A 17656-nucleotide genomic window follows, 5' to 3' on the forward strand; every position below is an offset into this window, starting at 1 on the left:
CAATTCCAATTTTCCGCTAGATACATGACACTGGCTGCTGTTTAAAGAATTCCTTCGCAGCGACCAAATCATTAGCAATTTGCTGCTTGAGTGCATCAAGGGAAGCAAACCGCTGCTCATTACGCAGTTTTTTGCGTAACACCACATCAATATGACGCCCATACAGATCCATTTGGGTATCAATCAGATGAACTTCAAGTTGTTGGCCCTGACCAGAGACGGTTGGACGTGTACCAATATTGGCAACCCCCGGTAAAGGCTTATCTCCCAAGCCATAGACTTCAACGACATAAACGCCTTGTACAGGAGCCACTAAACGTTTTAATGGTAAATTAGCTGTTGGAAAGCCAATAGTACTCCCCAGCCGTCTACCATGAACAACCCGGCCACAAATACTATATGGATGTCCCAATAATGTTTCAGCTAATACCAAATCATCATCTTGCAGTGCCTGACGGATAGCGGTGCTGCTGATCCGTAAGCCACTGTCACAAAAACTTTCGCTATTGGTCACGTCAAAACCGTATGTTTCACCGGCTTGCTGTAGAAAGGCAAAATCACCACTGCGGGATTTACCAAAACGAAAATCATCTCCTACCGCCAGAAACTTAACACCCAATTTTTCCACGAGCAACCGCGAAACAAAGGCTTCTGCCGTATTTGCCGCAAAATTCCTGTCAAATTTCACACATAATAAATAATCCACTCCATACCGGGCGAGATATTTAGCTTTATCCCTCAATCTCGTCAAACGGGCTGGAGCATCATCCCTGGCGAAAACTTCCAAGGGTTGTGGTTCAAAAATCATAACCGTTACCGGTAAACCCAGACGCTGCCCTTCGCGTTTTAAGTGCTTCAGTAGTGCCTGATGGCCTCTGTGGACGCCATCAAAATTACCAATCGTCAGCACGCAACCATGGTGACGCGCCCGAATATTACGTATACCGCGAATTAGCTCCATAGCTGGCTCAATACCCTGGAAATTGCCAAATTATACCTTGTACAAAGCACAAGGTTAACCCACCATCATAAGATGGCTTAAATTAATAACCCTGATTCATACAACAAAAACGAACAGGAATCCCGAAAAATATTCATTTTATTTCTCATCTGGACTATTCAATGAGATTTTTATTGTGAAAGACTGTATTCCAGCTAAGTAAGCTGATAAAATCCTGCGCCATCACAACGTAACAAGTGCCGCGGTACAACGGCGCTTATTTGCACAAATCCATTGACAAAAGAAGGCTGAACAGGCATATTCCTCGGCCTTTGAATTGTCCTCGATAGAATATATTTGGGAGTTGGACCTTGGCTAATATCAAATCAGCTAAGAAACGCGCCATTCAGTCTGAAAAACGTCGTCAGCACAACGCTAGCCGTCGTTCTATGGTGCGTACCTTCATTAAGAAGGTCTATGCTGCTATCGCCACTGGCGATAAAGAAGCTGCACAGAAAGCATTTAATGACATGCAACCTATTGTCGATCGTCACGCCTGTAAAGGTCTGATCCACAAGAATAAAGCAGCACGTCATAAATCTAATCTGGCAGCTCAAATCAACGCAATGTAATAATTTGCGTTTAGATTACTGAAAAACCGGCTTTCGCCGGTTTTTTTGTGTTTGCAATTATTATCAATTATTTTTTAAGTCCGCTTCTTCGATGGCACATTAAACAACGCGGAAAAATCTTTATTACACACTCGCTGAACAGCCGGATGTTGAATCATTCGTTCAGCAAAAATCACATAATACTCTTCCTGCACTGCATCCAGCCGGCCAATTTCAGCAATATCATTGTCAGCAAAAATATCATTGGTATACAAAGACGGCGCAACGAAAATCGCATTGTGATACATACCAAACGCTTTCATTAATGCGGCATCATCAAATTCACCCAGAACTTCAACCTGAAGGTTTTTATTACGGATCCAGGTCAACAGCTTACGCCCTAACATAGAGCGACGTCCTGGAACCAACAGGCGACGTTCCTCTAAACATTCTGGGAAAGGCTTTTCCGGAATAGGTTGCCGGCAAAAGAAACTGACATTGCACTCACCCAGTTTTACCGAGAACAACCCTTCCTGCTGGGAAGAATCCACTGGGCAATCAGACAGTATCATATCGAGTTTGTGCTGACTCAGTTGCTCAAGCAGCAATTCATGGGTTGATTCAAAACAGCGCAGATGGATCTGCTCATGTTCCACCACCGCCGTTTCCAATACCTGGCTAACCAGACGTTTAGATAATGCATCAGCAACACCAACATCAAACAACAGGTTGGATTCACGGCTGTAGTTAACAATATCCAGCATCTCCTGACTCAGCATAAACATCTTATCCGCATAGCGGAAGATAAGCTGTCCCAGTTCTGATGGCACCAGACCCCGGCCTTGGCGTTTGAACAACTTTCCGCCTAAACGCTCCTCCAGTGCTTTTATTTGCCCTGTAATCGTCTGCGGCGTCAGGTAAAGCGCTTCTGCCGCCCCAACCACAGACCCTTCCTTACAAACATGCCAGAAATAATAGAGATGATTAAAATTCAGATGTGACACCCGCATATATTTTTCCTTGTGTATCGCTTTCGTCTGATAATCAACGCCAGCCATACATTCCTAATTTTTACCGTTTTACGGCGATTTCCTGTTTTTTCGCTACATAAAATATCCGCGATACAATTTTATTGTTGTACCGCGAGTACAAAAATGAGAGTCAGTTCGGAAATTCTTTCTGAAACTATCAGGCTAAGTTAATTAATTTATCACGGCTCTGCCATCACTTTTTCTTTGGTAAGACCATTCGTAACAAACCATAGCCCATTAGCGCGGCAGTTGTTGAGCCAATCAGAATTCCCAGACGGGAATAGGTACTGAAAGATTCACCTGCTCCCTCAAAAGCCAACCCTGAAATAAAGATGGACATGGTAAAGCCAATCCCACAAAGAACCGAAACAGCAAATATCTGTTTAAGACTAATCCGTTGTGGCAATTTAGCCAATCCCATCTTGATGGAAATATAGCTGAACAGGAAAATTCCCAGTGGCTTACCAAGAAACAGAGCCGCCGCAATACCCAACGGTAACATATCAGTCAAACCATTCAACGTAACGCCACTCAGGATCACACCTGCATTGGCAAATGCAAATAACGGCAAAATAAGATACGCCACCCAAGGATGTAATCCATGTTCAAGTGATTCAGAGGGTGAATGACCATTCCGGCAACGCAGAGGAATAAGAAAACCAACGATGACGCCGGCCAGCGTTGCATGAACACCCGATTTCAAGATGCAAACCCAAAGAATTGTGCCAATAACCAGATAAGCCGATGTTTTTTCGACACCACGCCAATTCATCCAAATCAGCAAAGCAATCATTGCTGCCGATAATCCAAGCGCAACAAGGGAAACTGTTTTGGTATAAAACAGAGCAATGATCACAATAACGCCCAGATCATCAATAATCGCTAATGCCAGTAGAAAAACCTTGAGTTCTGTTGGTACCCGTTTAGCCAATAGCGCCATCACACCCAGGGCAAATGCGATATCTGTTGCCGCAGGAATAGCCCATCCCTGACGGGTAAACTCATCACTGCCATTAAATAGCAGATAGATCAATGCCGGTGCGACCATACCACCCATAGCCGCTATCACTGGAAATACCGCTTTATCACGCCCCACCAAAGAACCTTCCAGCAGCTCACGCTTAACTTCTAAACCAACAATCAAAAAGAAGACAGCCATCAAGCCGTCATTTATCCACAACAATAAAGGTTTATTTATCTCCAGTGCAGAAAATTGTACTGCTACCGGAATGTTAAGAAATTGCTGATAAACACCCTGTAATGGCGAATTCGCCATTATCAGCGCAATAATGGCTGCAATGATAAGAAGAAGCCCTCCAGCCGCTTCTAATTTCAGGAATTGACGAATAATTGCTGTCACGATGATTAACCTCTGAAATTGATCGGGTCATAAATAGTACTCCAACTATAATTTCGAAAAAAATCGATTTTATAGCCAGAATAATTCGCTATAACCGATCTATTGATGATCTACATCTCAATAAAAGTAGATTATCAACCAGAGGGAGCCATTAAATGAATTTGAGCAACAGAGTTGTAATGGTAGCTACCACACCAATAAGGCAGGAAGCGACGACAATCAGATACCACATGGCCTCACGGTTTATCTTTGTTGTTTTTGCCATTAATTTTACTATTTCAGCATGGATTTTTTCGAGTTCAGCAGTAGTCATTTCATAGTGCTCATCGCAAAATATTCGTATTCAACATGAATGCATATTATGTGAAATATATTAAGAAAATCATTAACACATATAAATAACTTAAAAAATTAACACTTATTAATAATTAGCAAAGAATCCTTAACCGCCATAACCGATTTTTTCTCAGCAGGAATTATTTCACAATATTCTTCGCTATTAGTGATAATAATCGGTGATATCAGTTGAATCTGATTCTCTTGAAGAAAAGAAATATCGAAATTAACTAATATGTCACCGGCAACCACAATCTGACCTTCCATAACCTGCAAATTAAACCCCTTTCCTTGTAAATCTACAGTTTCAATACCAATATGAATCAATAATTCAATTCCTTGATCGGAAATTAAACCAATAGCATGTCCAGTTGGAGTAATCATTGAAACCTTACCATTAAAAGGCGCTTTCACTATACCTTCGGTAGGAATAATAGCAATGCCATCGCCAATGATTTTTTCAGAAAAAGTGTCGTCAGGTACGCTTGAGAGAGGTTTAATTTCACCCGTCATAGGAGAAAGTAATGTAAATTTTTTAGTTTTCGAAGAGTGTGGATTTGTTAATACCATAGACTCACTATTAGGTTCTAATTTCATTAATAACGTGAGTATAAACGCAACTAAGAAACTACAACAAATCCCAAACAAAATAGAAAGAAAATTATTGCTATCTTTTTGCATATAAAAAGGGAGTGATACCAATCCTGGAATACTAAAAGCAAATATTTTTATAGAAAAAATACCCACAATAGCCCCACCAACTGCCCCTCCAATTAATGCTGCATAAAAAGGCTTTTTTAATTTAAGAGTAACACCATACATTGCGGGTTCAGTTACCCCTAAAAAAGCAGAAAATGAGGCTGAATATGCTAATGATTTCATCTGTCTATCTTTAATTTTAATTGCAACTGCCAATGTAGCGCCAGCTTGTGCGATATTACTGGCAAAACTGATTGGTAATAGCATAAAATCATATCCGAGAGATTTAAAATTAGCAAAAACACTCGGTAAAAAAGCATAATGCATCCCAGTAATCACCAAAATAGGTATCAGTCCTCCCAGTAATAATCCCGCAAATGGTCCAACCACAGAAAATAATTCTAAAATCATCTTCTCAAGATACAAGCCAATTGCATTTCCTAACGGCGCAGCAATAATTAATAAAATTGGCACGGAAATCAATAAGACTAACAATGGCGTAAATATTATTTTTAATACCATTGGAATAAATCTGTCTACCCATCTATGGATATAACTAAGTAACCAAACACCTAAGATAATTGGAATGGCAGTGTAGCTATAATGAATAGCGGGAACAGAGACACCAAACACATCGAAATATCCACCACCAGAGGCGCTTATAAGATCAGATAATGTTGGATAAATTAAAACACATGCTAACGTTGCCGCAATAAATTCGTTAGTTTTAAATTTTCTTGCCGCCGAAAAGGCAAGAAGAACAGGCAAAAAATACAGAGGCGCATCAGAAATAATATATAATAATTTATACTCATTACTCTCCGCTGAAATCCAGTTCATCGTATAGAAAAAAATCAACCCGCCTTTCAGTAACCCAGCGCCAACTATCGCTGGCAATATGGGAACAAATATACCTGAGATTATATCAAAAATATGACTTACCCGGCTTTTATTTTGGTCATAACAACCACTTTCACTCTCTTTCAATTGCTTAATTATTTCACTAAATATTTCAATAACTCTATTACCAATAATTATTTGCAACTGTCCACTATGGAAACGCGCCCCCATAACCCCCTGAATTTTCTTTATCCCGGCAATATCTACTTTACTATCATCTATAACATTAAAACGTAATCTGGTAACACAATGCCAACTTTTATTTATATTCCCCCCTCCCCCAAGAAAAATAATAATATCTTTCGCTAAGTCTTCATAATTCATTTTTACCACCCACATCTAATCTATTGTCAAAAATAACCAAACCACATAAATCTATTTATCTCATATTGTTTAAATTAATACCTGTCTACAAACCTATTTGACGACTCATTTGCTATTACTATTAATTTCTGGCCTTATAACTATCATTGACCACCCGTTCTATATGAATCACCAAATAAATCAGTTCATCATCGGGAACTTTCCACTGATATTTTTCTCGCAGATATTTTATTAATTTCACTGCACAGTTGTAACTTTTGAAATATTTTTCCTCTATCAATTCTTGCAATGAGAAATCCATTTCAATAGCAGACGAGTGCTGATTTTTATTTTGTCTGATTAAGAAATAGCGCAGATGAGTAATAAAACGAGAATAATTTACTGACGTTGAATCAAGGTTAACATGAAAATAGTAGTGAATGAGTTTAACAGTTTTATTAATTAAATTCGTTAATTTTAATGTATCTCCCATCGTTTGCCCTTCATATTGAGCATTAACAAAATGCAAGGCAATCAATGAGGCTTCTATCGGTGGTAATGGCGTTTCAATCTGGTTATTAATATGAATAAGCGCCTGTTTACCAATTTCATATTCTAACGGATAAAGATGGGGAATCTCCCACTGCAAGACATTACCAATCTGATACCCTTTGCGCACACGCTCAAATGCAAAGTTTAAATGTTCTGACAAAGTAATGAGTAATGAATCGTTAAGAGGCTTGGCAAGAAAATCTTTACCCAATGTGATAATTTTCTCAGTTAACTCTATAACTGAAACAGGGATAGTAGAAAGGATCTGATTTATTTTACAGTGTTTTTCGACAGTAAAAATTTTTGCAACATCTTGAATATGTAGCCTGTCCCCTTTTTTCCGATTAAATCCTATGCCCTTATCCATAAGAATCATTTCATTATTATTCTCATCAATAGCAAGAACGACATTATTATTTATGAGTTTTATTATCGTTAACAAAAGGTATACCTTAAGGATAAACTATTATCAGCCCTAACCTATAGAATAGGTAAGATATATCCGTGACCTAGTTGTGCCTGATCTAGTCAGTCCTAGTCATTGACACTCCTATACACTAATTCATATAGATATTCCATCTTTCAGGCTAAGGTATAATTTTTATAAAGTCAATGATACAACAACAGGCGCAGTTTACCTGGGGCATTTATGATAAGTATCACATTTTTGCCAAAATTATTCTTAATGACTTGCAAGTATCATAAGGAATAACTAATTTATAAATATTGATCTAGGCTTGTTACCGACTTAGTTGCGACTGATGTCGGGCAAAACCTAATCCATTATCTACTATGCCCCTATTCCAGGGCTATTAGATGGTGGGTTAGGTTTTTTTTTGACTTAAATTCGGCCTTTCGCTGTTTTCAACTTAATTCAAAGAAGGGGAAGTCTAATGAGGTACGAAAGTCTGGCTGATAAGATAGTCAGCACAATAGGCGGGAAAGAAAACATATCCAGCCTTGTCCATTGTGCCACACGTTTACGATTTAAACTTAAAGATAGGAGTTTAGCTAACAGCGAATTACTTAAACAGACAACAGGAATTATCACCGTAGTAGAGAGTGGTGGGCAATATCAGGTGGTTATTGGTAGCCATGTAGGTGATGTCTACGATGATATCAATAATAAATATTTACAGGATAATACGAAGAAAACCGAGAATAAACAAGGTGTAACCTCACAACAAGAGATAAAAAAAGAGAATACAAAAGGTTTAAAACGTATTTTTGATGGCGCAATTGATATTATTTCCAGTATTTTTACACCACTATTAGGTGTGCTGGTTGCTGCCGGATTAATTAAAGGAATAATCGCTTTATCCAATGTATTTAATTGGATGAATATAGACAGTGGCACCTATAAAATTTTATTCGCTACCGGCGATGCAATGCTTTATTTCATGCCTATTTTATTAGGGTATACCGCCGGTAAGCGATTCGGTGGAAACCCTTTTATTACTATGGTTATTGGGGCGGTATTAACTTATCCAACCATGACCGAAGCATTTAAACTTTCTCAAACGACGCCAGACATTCACTTAGATTTCCTGGGTATTCCCATCACTTTCATTAATTACAGCTCGACAGTGGTTCCTATTATTTTATCCGCATGGTTTAGCTGCTTTTTGGAAAAGAAGCTCAATAGTTGGTTTCATTCCTCCTTCAAAATATTTATTACGCCTTTCCTGTGCCTGTTGATTACCATTCCTCTGACTTTTCTGGTCATTGGCCCTGTGGCAACGGAACTCAGTAATGGTCTGGCGGCAGGATATCTCTTTTTCTATCAACTGAACCCGGTCATTGCTGGGATTATAATGGGAGCAATATGGCAAGTTTGTGTCATTTTCGGTCTGCATTGGGGACTCATCCCAATAATAATCAATAATATGATGACACAAGGAAAAGATATGCTCTCCCCACTGCTCCAGCCAGCAATATTTGGTCAGGCAGGTGCAACATTAGGTGTATTTCTACGTACACGCGATAAGAATATGAAAACGTTATCAGGAACTGCATTCATATCAAGTCTCTTTGGCATTACTGAGCCGTCTATTTATGGTGTGACACTACCACTGAAACGTCCATTTATTATCGGTTGTATTGGCGGTGCACTTGGTGGTGCTGTTGTCGGCTTCTATTCTGGGACAGCACATAACTTCGGCGGTATGGGTGTCTTTGCGTTTACCTCATTTATTTCCCCGGCTGGAATAGACAACGCTTTCTGGAGTGTAATTTTAGGTTCACTGGGTTCATTCATGTTTTCCTGTATTACAACCTATTTATTCGGTGTACCGTCAGAGGCTAAAGCTTCACAAAGCATATCCCGCACAACAAATTAATTTAAACGCTGATAAAACGTGTCGTATTAAGACGATATCTTCTAAGTTTAACGAGTAATAAAAAAGAGGAAAACCATGAAAAAACAATTTCCAGCAGACTTCCTTTGGGGAGGCGCATTAGCTGCAAATCAGGCCGAAGGCGCTTATCAAACAGGTGGAAAAGGGTTATCAACCTCAGATATGCAACCTCACGGCGTTATTGACCACAGTATAGAACGCAATTTGGGTGATTTCCATATCAAGGATATTGGTATTGATTTTTACCATCGTTATCCTGACGATATTGCGCTGTTTGCTGAAATGGGATTTAAATGTCTGAGAACCTCTATCGCCTGGACACGGATATTTCCCGAAGGTGATGAAGAAACTCCGAACGAAAATGGTCTAGCTTTTTATGATCGCCTTTTTGACGAAATGAGAAAATATCATATTCAACCATTAATTACGCTGTCTCATTTTGAAATGCCTTATGGTTTAGTAAAAAAATATGGCGGCTGGGGAAATCGTAAAACAATTGAGTTTTTTGACCGTTACGCCAGAACGGTCTTTGAACGTTACAAACATAAAGTAAAATACTGGCTGACATTCAATGAAATTAACATGTCTTTATTTTCTTGCTTTACCGGTGCAGGATTACCGGAAAACAGTAAAATTCAGGATATTTATCAGGCTCTACACTATCAGCTAGTTGCCAGTGCCAAAGCGGTTAAAGCCTGCCATGAAATCATTCCTGATGCAAAAATCGGTAATATGGTAGCGGCAGCATCTTACTACCCATTAACTTGTCATCCTGATGATGCACTAGAATCATTGAAAAAGAATAGAGAATCGCTGTTCTTTTTTGATGTACAGGCACGTGGGTATTATCCATCCTATATGACACGCCTGTTTAAAGAGCAGAATATTACGCTCGATATAACAGATGAAGATATACAAGCACTAAAAGAAACCGTAGATTTCCTTTCTTTCAGTTACTACATGAGCTGTTGTGCAACGACAGACCCAGAAATTAATAAGACCGCTGGGAATCTGATTAATCCGGTGAAAAACCCTTATTTGTCCAGCTCAGAATGGGGATGGCAAATAGATCCTAAGGGCATTCGTTATCTGCTCAATATGCTGTATGACCGTTACCAGAAGCCACTGTTTATTGTAGAAAACGGTTTGGGCGCCAGAGATGTTATTCAAGACGATGGCACTATTATTGATGATTATCGTATTCAATATCTCAACGATCATTTATTCCAGGTACGGGAAGCCATTGAAGATGGTGTTCAGTTATTAGGATATACCTCATGGGGGCCAATAGATTTGGTCAGCGCTTCTACCGCGGAAATGTCAAAACGATACGGGTTTATTTATGTCGATCGTGATGACCAGGGCAATGGCACACTGGAACGGCGGCGTAAGAAAAGTTTTAGCTGGTATAAAGATGTTATAAGCAGTCACGGAAATATTCTTAAAGCCCCGGAGGTAAAAAATGAAAATAGCCAATAAATTTCTTTTATTAACGCTGTCGCTTATTCTGCTTCATAGCAATACAGTTGCAGCGACAAAAAGTGACTGTAGTTCATATGATGCCCTTTTACCAAGAGGTCCGGAAACACCTTCGGTTTCATCCGCCTGCGATACCGTATTTCCTGAATGGGGCGGTCTCAGAAAAGAGATGGCAGATCATGGTTTTTATGCAAATATCCAAATGTTAACAAATCTAACCTATGATGTTTCAAGAAACTGGAAAAATACCTCTAATCCTAACTATGTAGGCCAACGCTTAACCACCGGTAATATGTTTATTACAGAACTGACCTATGATTTATCGCGGATTGGTTTCACTGATAAGGCACAATTACGTGTAGGTCTAAACTATGCTTACAATAACTTTAAAAATAATGGTCAAGATGGGCATCCTTTTATTTCCGCTTTTTCTATTAACCAACCTTTATTTAATGATCGGGTGATATTGAATTACGGCTACACAACACTGCTCTCTCATTTCTATGGGCTGTTTTTCGGTAGCAGTACAGCGTCATCTGCCCTGGGGCCAACCAGCGTGATGTTGTCCCAGGCCGGTCTGCCCAGTACAAAACCGAGTCCATCGATAGATATTCGGTTTTTATCGGAAAATAAACGTTGGTATGACCATATTGGCGTTGCCAGAAGTCAAAGCTCGGAAGGTTTAAGAGCGGACTCAAAATACAATACTTATGGCCTGCGCTGGAAACTTCCCAGTGCGGGTACGTTAGTCATCAATGAATTAGGTTATCGTGTTAATGCCAATGAAACGGAAAACATGATCTGGATTCGAGGCGGCTCGGTGTTTAATAAAACACCTTATTTTAACTATAACAACTCAGAATATGAAGATCATACCTACTCTCATTATATCGCGGTTACCCGCCAGATAACCAAACCGGATGCGTCAATGCCTTTCCGCGGCTGGTATATTGATGGTAAAGCCAACTATGCACCAAAGGATCGTAACCTGTTTAATACCGATGTTTCGTTATCGTTGTTCAGCATTGGTCCATTCGATTCACGTCCGACCGATATGCTTACTTTTGGTTTGTCATATAATAAGTTCAGTGATGACGCAAAAGATTACTTCGCCCGTAACGGTCAATCTGCTGAAAGTTATAGTGCAACCGCTTCCGCGTCATATTCGTATCGTGTTTACAACGGGATCTATTGGACCAACAGCTTATCCTATACTCATCACCCCTCAGTAACACCAAAAGAGGACGATGCTTATAATTTACTCACACAAATTACCTTTAGTTTATAATTTTCAGCCAGAACAAAAAGTCCTCGCGTGAAAACGAGGACTTTATCAATAATCTGAGCTGTATTTATAAACACAGCGCTATTATGAAAATATGCACGGCTATTTGGTCAAATCATCAAAAAATTTCTTTACGCCATCAAAGAAACTTTTAGAACGTGGGCTGTTGGTTTCGCCACCAGTACCACCTAAAGATTCTCCCAATTCACGCAGTAATTCTTTCTGTCTTTCGTTCAATTTAACCGGAGTTTCTACTACCACCCGGCACAGTAAATCACCCTGAACGCCGCCACGGACAGATTTAACACCTTTACCTTTCATGCGGAACATCTTACCTGTCTGGGTTTCAGCAGGTATTTTCAGTTTCACACGGCCATCAAGGGTTGGGACTTCGATTTCCCCACCCAGTGCCGCCATGGCAAAGTTAACTGGCACTTCACAATAGAGATTATTTTCTTCACGCTCGAAAATATGGTGCTTTTTCACCTGTACCTGAACATACAAATCACCTGCCGGTGCGCCCTTACCACCCGCTTCACCCTCACCACTCAGGCGAATGCGATCACCGGTGTCTACACCAGCCGGGATCTTAACAGACAGCGTTTTATATTTTTCGACACGACCATGACCATGACACTTGTTACAAGAATCTTTAATGATCTGACCACGCCCATGACAATGTGGGCAAGGTTGCTGAACGGTGAAGAAACCCTGACGCATATGAACCTGACCAGAACCCTGACAGGTTGAACAGGTGACAGGGCTGGTACCGGCTTTAGCACCACTGCCATGACAGGCATCACAGGTTTCCAATGTCGGGATACGGATCTCTTTGGTCACACCACGAACCGCTTCTTCCAGTGTCAGTTCCATGCTGTAACGCAAATCAGCACCGCGGCTTGGACGCTGCTGACGACGACCACCACCGAAGATATCACCGAAAACGTCACCAAAGATATCACTGAAATCAGCACCGCCACCACCGCCGCCCATGCCACCTTGCTCAAAAGCAGCATGACCATATTGGTCATAAGCAGCCCGTTTCTGATCGTCAGTCAGAATTTCATAGGCTTCTTTAACTTCTTTGAATTTGCCTTCCGCATCTTTATCGCCCTGATTACGATCAGGATGATATTTCATTGCCAGCCGTTTATAGGCTTTTTTAATCTCTTTTTCGTCGGCTGTTTTGGAGACCCCCAAAACTTCGTAACAATCTCTTTTTGCCATCTCTTATTTTACCCTTAACATGCGCGCACGGGCGCAGAGTTCCCTCAACGCCCGTGCCGGTTAATCAGCAACAGTTGTTATCCACTGTCACTGCGCCCGCTAAGGGCTAATCATTTTTTGTCTTTAACTTCTTCGAATTCAGCGTCTACAACGTTGTCATCTTTTTTCGCGCTGTCACCCGCGTCTGCTGCACCAGCCTGAGCCTGCTGCTGAGCAATTTCCAATAGTTTAGCGGAAGCCTGAACCAGAGCCTGAATTTTCGCTTCGATATCCGCTTTATCTTCGCCTTTAGCGGCAGTTTCCAATGCAGTTACCGCGCTTTCAATAGCTGTTTTATCTTCTGCTGGCAGTTTGTCACCCGCTTCTTCTACTTGTTTACGAGTACCGTGAACAAGTTGATCTGCCTGGTTACGCGTCTGTACCAACTCTTCAAACTTACGATCAGATTCAGCGTTAGCTTCTGCATCACGAACCATCTGTTGGATCTCTTCCTCATTCAGACCAGAAGAAGCCTTAATGGTGATCTGCTGTTCGCGGCCACTGTTTTTATCTTTAGCAGATACGTGCAGAATGCCGTCGGCATCGATGTCAAAAGTGACTTCGATCTGAGGCATACCACGAGGTGCCGGCTGAATACCATCCAGATTGAACTGACCCAGAGATTTGTTATCGCCGGAACGTTTACGCTCACCCTGCAATACATGGATAGTTACCGCAGATTGGTTATCTTCTGCCGTAGAGAACACCTGGCTGTGTTTAGTTGGGATAGTGGTGTTTTTCGTAATGAGGGAAGTCATCACGCCGCCCATCGTTTCGATACCCAGAGACAGAGGCGTTACGTCCAGAAGCAATACGTCTTTCACATCACCAGCCAGAACACCGCCCTGTACCGCAGCACCCATCGCTACCGCTTCGTCAGGGTTCACGTCTTTACGTGGTTCTTTACCGAAGAAGTCAGCAACCACTTTCTGCACCATTGGCATACGGGTCTGACCGCCCACCAGAATCACATCTTGCACATCAGAAACTGACAGTCCAGCATCTTGCAATGCAACCCGTACCGGCTCCATACAACGTTTAACCAGGTCTTCTACTAGTGATTCCAGTTTCGCACGGGTCACTTTGATGTTCATGTGCTTAGGACCCGTTGCATCCGCAGTGATGTACGGCAGGTTAACATCGGTCTGCTGTGCAGAAGAAAGCTCAATTTTTGCTTTTTCCGCCGCTTCTTTCAGACGTTGCATTGCCAGTGGATCATTACGCAAATCAATGCCCTGATCTTTCTTAAATTCGTCAACCAGATAGTTGATCATACGGCTGTCGAAATCTTCACCACCCAAGTGAGTATCACCGTTGGTTGCAAGAACTTCATAGGTTTTTTCGCCGTCAACTTCATCAATTTCGATAATAGAGATATCGAAAGTACCGCCACCCAGGTCATAAACCGCGATAGTACGGTTACCCACTTCTCTGTCCAGGCCGTAAGCCAGTGCAGCTGCGGTTGGTTCGTTGATAATACGTTTTACTTCCAGACCTGCGATACGACCTGCGTCTTTTGTTGCCTGACGCTGAGCATCGTTGAAATAGGCAGGTACAGTGATAACTGCTTCAGTTACCGGCTCACCCAAGTAGTCTTCAGCTGTTTTCTTCATTTTCTTCAGAACTTCAGCAGAAACCTGAGGAGGAGCCATTTTCTGGTCTTTCACTTCCAGCCATGCGTCACCGTTATCTGCCGCAATGATTTTGTATGGCATGATAGCTACGTCACGTTGTGCTTCTTCGTCCTGGAAACGACGACCAATCAGACGCTTAATAGCAAACAGCGTATTTTGCGGGTTAGTAACAGCCTGACGTTTAGCCGGTTGACCAACCAGAGTTTCACCATCCTGGGTATATGCAATAATGGAAGGAGTTGTACGATCACCTTCGCTGTTTTCCAGTACACGAGCTGTCGTGCCATCCATAATAGCTACACAAGAGTTGGTAGTTCCCAAGTCGATACCAATAATTTTACCCATCTAAACGCCTCCACAAGAAATTCGTAATCAGTCAAGTTGCTAATCAATATGAGGATGGTTATCTGCTTTTCAACGGCACCTATTTTTATTGCCTCTATGCGATTCCTCACCTTTGCTTATATACATCAGCTGTATAGGACAGCGATTAGCAACCGCGGTTGATTATAAGATGGGGCCGTTAAAACCATCATCAAGGGGGGCGTGAAAAAAAAACCTTTTTATTATTTCACAGGTCATTGTTTCCTTGCTGACAGATCATTATGATTCGCCACCTTTGCTATTTATTACTTTTACGATTTTCTTTCAGAGGACTTATGAGCACTAATCAGTTGGCAAATCCCGGCCCTTTAGGTTTGATGGGTTTCGGCATGACAACCATTCTGCTTAATCTGCACAACGCAGGTTTCTTTCCACTGGCATCAGTTGTCCTGAGCATGGGCATTTTTTATGGCGGTCTGGCCCAAATACTGGCGGGACTTTTTGAATATAAGAAAGGCAATACTTTTGCCGCAACGGCTTTCACCTCTTATGGGCTGTTTTGGCTCAGTCTAGTCGGGTTACTGTTTCTGCCAAAAATGGGACTGGCAGAAGCCACCAGCAGTCAGTATTTGGCGGTATATCTTGGTTTGTGGGGTGTTTTTACTCTGTTTATGTTCTTTGGCACCTTCAAGACTAACCGCGTACTCCAGTTTATCTTTGGTGGCCTGACACTGTTATTCGCTTTGTTAGCCATTGGCAACTTTACTGGAAATACCGCGCTTCTGACGATTGCCGGTTATGAAGGGATCATTTGTGGCGTCAGTGCGTTTTATCTGGCCATGGCGGAAGTACTGAATGAACAGTATGGCCGCACTATCCTGCCTATTGGCGAGATAAAATAGTCATAAACCGCGGGTTGGAAGAGGGAAAGTTTTCTCACTCCCTCTTTCAACTAAGCTTGCACCATCCATAGCCTGACACACATAAAGGGTCTCTTTCAGACCTGTCGATGCAAAATAGTGTTGTTCTACCGCGGCCTTAACAGCATCAACCTGTACTTGTGGCACTAACGCAACCACACAACCGCCAAATCCCCCTCCAGTCATTCTTACCCCACCCTGTTTACCGATAACTTGCTTCACAATATCAACCAAGATATCAATTTCAGGTACGGTAATTTCAAAGTCATCACGCATTGACTGATGTGATTGTGCCATGAGTTCCGCGATTAACGATATATCACCACCGGCCATTAATGCTTTTGCTGCCAAAAGCGTACGCTCATTTTCTGTGATCACATGGCGTGCACGTTTAGCGACTACCCCATCAAGCTCAAAGATACGCTTTTCAAACTCATCTATTGTCACATCCCGTAAAGCTTTAACACCAAATAATGCCGCCGCTTGCTCACATTGAGTCCGGCGAATATTATATTCACTGCCAACCAATTCTCGTTTCTTATTTGAATTAATAATAATAACCGCTATATCTTTAGGCATAGACACAGCCTGAATGGTTAAATTCCGACAATCAATTAATAACGCATAATTATTTTTCCCTTCTGCTGAAATTAATTGATCCATAATGCCGCAATGACATCCCACAAATTCATTTTCCGCCTGCTGTCCATTTAGCGCAATTTCTGTTTGACTAATCGTTAAGTGGTAAAGGGTTTTAAATGTTTGACCAATAGCCGTTTCCAATGCAGCCGATGAGCTTAATCCAGCGCCCTGCGGCACATTACCCGTCACGACAATATCTGCCCCTTTAAATACATATCCACGATGGAGCAAATACTTCACAACCCCTCGAATATAATTAGCCCACATTTTACTTTCGTGAAATATAATAGGCTGACTGATATCAAACTCATCTAATTGATTACCATAATCAACTGAAACAACACGAATAATATTGTCCTGTCGCTTCGCCGCAGCAACCACAACTTGGTAATTAATGGCACATGGCAATACAAAGCCGTCATTATAATCAGTATGCTCTCCAATCAAATTAACCCGACCTGGCGCTTGAATAATATGTGTCGGTGTATAATGGAATACTGAATTAAAAATATCTTTAGCACAATTAATTAAAGTTTTCATCACTTTATTCTCAAATATAGCGTTAACCGCACGATACTTTCAATGAAATATCGCCACCGGGCATAATCACTTTTGCTCTTTATAATGTACATCACTCAAAGCACGCAAAATTTGAGCTGCTTGCTCTGCCGTTAAATCACGTTGCGTTTCAGCAAACATTTCATAGCCCACCATGAATTTTCGCACGGTAGCAGACCGCAATAACGGCGGATAGAAAAGTGCGTGTAATTGCCAATGCTCAATATCTGTATCTTGTTCAAAAAACGGGGCAAAATGCCAGCCCATCGAATAAGGAAAAGAACTTTGAAATAAATTATCATAACGGCTAGTGAGTTTTTTAAGTGCGACCGCTAAATCATCACGTTGTTCATCTGTTAATTCACTCATACGACGGACATGAACTTTAGGTAACAACATTGTTTCATAGGGCCATGCTGCCCAATAAGGCACAACCGCCAGCCAATGCAGGGTATTAAC

At 41.3% G+C, this 17656-nt stretch carries 15 protein-coding genes; 5 read left to right on the plus strand and 10 right to left on the minus strand.

What is annotated here, in order from left to right; genetic code table 11:
• Positions 1–16: 16 nt before the first annotated feature.
• A complete protein-coding gene (gene ribF / locus PTE_RS05120) occupies positions 17–961 on the minus strand; it encodes a bifunctional riboflavin kinase/FAD synthetase (protein WP_036843847.1) in 945 nt (314 codons plus the stop codon).
• Positions 962–1311: 350 nt separating this feature from the next.
• On the opposite strand from ribF, the gene rpsT reads away from it, so the two are divergent.
• Entirely contained in the window at positions 1312–1572 is a 261-nt protein-coding gene (rpsT, locus tag PTE_RS05125; protein ID WP_036843848.1) for a 30S ribosomal protein S20, read from the plus strand.
• 74 nt (positions 1573–1646) lie between these two features.
• Here rpsT and nhaR read toward each other — a convergent pair whose 3' ends face one another.
• The 5 genes from nhaR to PTE_RS05145 form a co-directional block, all read right to left on the minus strand.
• Positions 1647–2561, minus strand: a complete 915-nt coding sequence (nhaR, locus tag PTE_RS05130; RefSeq protein ID WP_036844274.1) for a transcriptional activator NhaR — start codon at positions 2559–2561, stop codon at positions 1647–1649.
• A 214-nt stretch (positions 2562–2775) separates the two neighbouring features.
• Positions 2776–3942, minus strand: coding sequence for a Na+/H+ antiporter NhaA (gene nhaA, locus PTE_RS05135; RefSeq protein WP_036843849.1), 1167 nt, complete (start codon positions 3940–3942; stop codon positions 2776–2778).
• A 151-nt stretch (positions 3943–4093) separates the two neighbouring features.
• A complete protein-coding gene (locus PTE_RS25590; RefSeq protein WP_165577073.1) occupies positions 4094–4255 on the minus strand; it encodes a hypothetical protein in 162 nt (53 codons plus the stop codon).
• A gap of 98 nt (positions 4256–4353) precedes the next feature.
• Positions 4354–6201: a beta-glucoside-specific PTS transporter subunit IIABC gene (locus tag PTE_RS05140; RefSeq protein ID WP_036843850.1), complete on the minus strand. Its 1848-nt coding sequence runs from the start codon at positions 6199–6201 to the stop codon at positions 4354–4356.
• 121 nt (positions 6202–6322) lie between these two features.
• Positions 6323–7174 (minus strand): PRD domain-containing protein, encoded by an 852-nt coding sequence (locus tag PTE_RS05145; RefSeq protein ID WP_036843851.1) that lies wholly within the window; start codon positions 7172–7174, stop codon positions 6323–6325.
• A gap of 451 nt (positions 7175–7625) precedes the next feature.
• On the opposite strand from PTE_RS05145, the gene PTE_RS05150 reads away from it, so the two are divergent.
• The 3 genes from PTE_RS05150 to PTE_RS05160 all read left to right on the plus strand — a co-directional run bounded on the left by PTE_RS05150 (position 7626) and on the right by PTE_RS05160 (position 11856).
• Positions 7626–9071: a PTS transporter subunit EIIC gene (locus PTE_RS05150; protein ID WP_051477184.1), complete on the plus strand. Its 1446-nt coding sequence runs from the start codon at positions 7626–7628 to the stop codon at positions 9069–9071.
• A 75-nt stretch (positions 9072–9146) separates the two neighbouring features.
• Positions 9147–10568 carry a 6-phospho-beta-glucosidase gene (ascB, locus tag PTE_RS05155; RefSeq protein ID WP_036843852.1) on the plus strand — a complete coding sequence of 474 codons (1422 nt, stop codon included), beginning with the start codon at positions 9147–9149 and terminating at the stop codon, positions 10566–10568.
• Positions 10552–11856 (plus strand): carbohydrate porin, encoded by a 1305-nt coding sequence (locus tag PTE_RS05160; protein ID WP_081738160.1) that lies wholly within the window; start codon positions 10552–10554, stop codon positions 11854–11856. The genes ascB and PTE_RS05160 overlap by 17 nt, the downstream gene beginning before the upstream one ends.
• 99 nt (positions 11857–11955) lie before the next feature.
• Here the strand turns inward: PTE_RS05160 and dnaJ are convergent, their stop codons facing one another.
• Both dnaJ and dnaK read right to left on the minus strand, forming a co-directional pair.
• Positions 11956–13080, minus strand: coding sequence for a molecular chaperone DnaJ (dnaJ, locus tag PTE_RS05165; protein ID WP_036843854.1), 1125 nt, complete (start codon positions 13078–13080; stop codon positions 11956–11958).
• A 110-nt stretch (positions 13081–13190) separates the two neighbouring features.
• The gene (dnaK, locus tag PTE_RS05170) at positions 13191–15098 is read right to left on the minus strand and encodes a molecular chaperone DnaK (protein WP_036843855.1); all 1908 of its coding nucleotides are present in this window, start codon (positions 15096–15098) and stop codon (positions 13191–13193) included.
• Between the two features lie 314 nt (positions 15099–15412).
• Between dnaK and satP the strand changes: the two genes are divergently transcribed.
• Positions 15413–15979, plus strand: a complete 567-nt coding sequence (gene satP / locus PTE_RS05175; RefSeq protein ID WP_036843856.1) for an acetate uptake transporter — start codon at positions 15413–15415, stop codon at positions 15977–15979.
• On the opposite strand, the gene galK is transcribed toward satP, so the two are convergent.
• On the minus strand, positions 15980–17179 hold the full coding sequence (galK, locus tag PTE_RS05180) for a galactokinase (protein ID WP_051477186.1): 1200 nt from the start codon (positions 17177–17179) through the stop codon (positions 15980–15982).
• 66 nt (positions 17180–17245) lie between these two features.
• Positions 17246–17656, minus strand: a 411-nt coding sequence (gene galT / locus PTE_RS05185) for a galactose-1-phosphate uridylyltransferase (protein ID WP_036843857.1), incomplete at its 5' end; no start/stop codon positions are given.

Origin of the sequence: Photorhabdus khanii NC19, assembly GCF_000517265.1 — a bacterium.
Classification (GTDB): Bacteria; Pseudomonadota; Gammaproteobacteria; order Enterobacterales; family Enterobacteriaceae; genus Photorhabdus; species Photorhabdus khanii.

Excerpts from the sequence above, each read along its gene's own strand:
- ribF (WP_036843847.1), bottom strand. The coding sequence starts at position 961 with ATGGAGCTAATTCGCGGTATACGTAATATTCGGGCGCGTCACCATGGT.
- nhaR (WP_036844274.1), bottom strand. The coding sequence starts at position 2,561 with ATGCGGGTGTCACATCTGAATTTTAATCATCTCTATTATTTCTGGCAT.
- PTE_RS25590 (WP_165577073.1), bottom strand. The coding sequence starts at position 4,255 with ATGACTACTGCTGAACTCGAAAAAATCCATGCTGAAATAGTAAAATTA.
- PTE_RS05140 (WP_036843850.1), bottom strand. The coding sequence starts at position 6,201 with ATGAATTATGAAGACTTAGCGAAAGATATTATTATTTTTCTTGGGGGA.
- PTE_RS05150 (WP_051477184.1), top strand. The coding sequence starts at position 7,626 with ATGAGGTACGAAAGTCTGGCTGATAAGATAGTCAGCACAATAGGCGGG.
- ascB (WP_036843852.1), top strand. The coding sequence starts at position 9,147 with ATGAAAAAACAATTTCCAGCAGACTTCCTTTGGGGAGGCGCATTAGCT.
- PTE_RS05160 (WP_081738160.1), top strand. The coding sequence starts at position 10,552 with ATGAAAATAGCCAATAAATTTCTTTTATTAACGCTGTCGCTTATTCTG.
- dnaJ (WP_036843854.1), bottom strand. The coding sequence starts at position 13,080 with ATGGCAAAAAGAGATTGTTACGAAGTTTTGGGGGTCTCCAAAACAGCC.
- dnaK (WP_036843855.1), bottom strand. The coding sequence starts at position 15,098 with ATGGGTAAAATTATTGGTATCGACTTGGGAACTACCAACTCTTGTGTA.
- satP (WP_036843856.1), top strand. The coding sequence starts at position 15,413 with ATGAGCACTAATCAGTTGGCAAATCCCGGCCCTTTAGGTTTGATGGGT.
- galK (WP_051477186.1), bottom strand. The coding sequence starts at position 17,179 with ATGAAAACTTTAATTAATTGTGCTAAAGATATTTTTAATTCAGTATTC.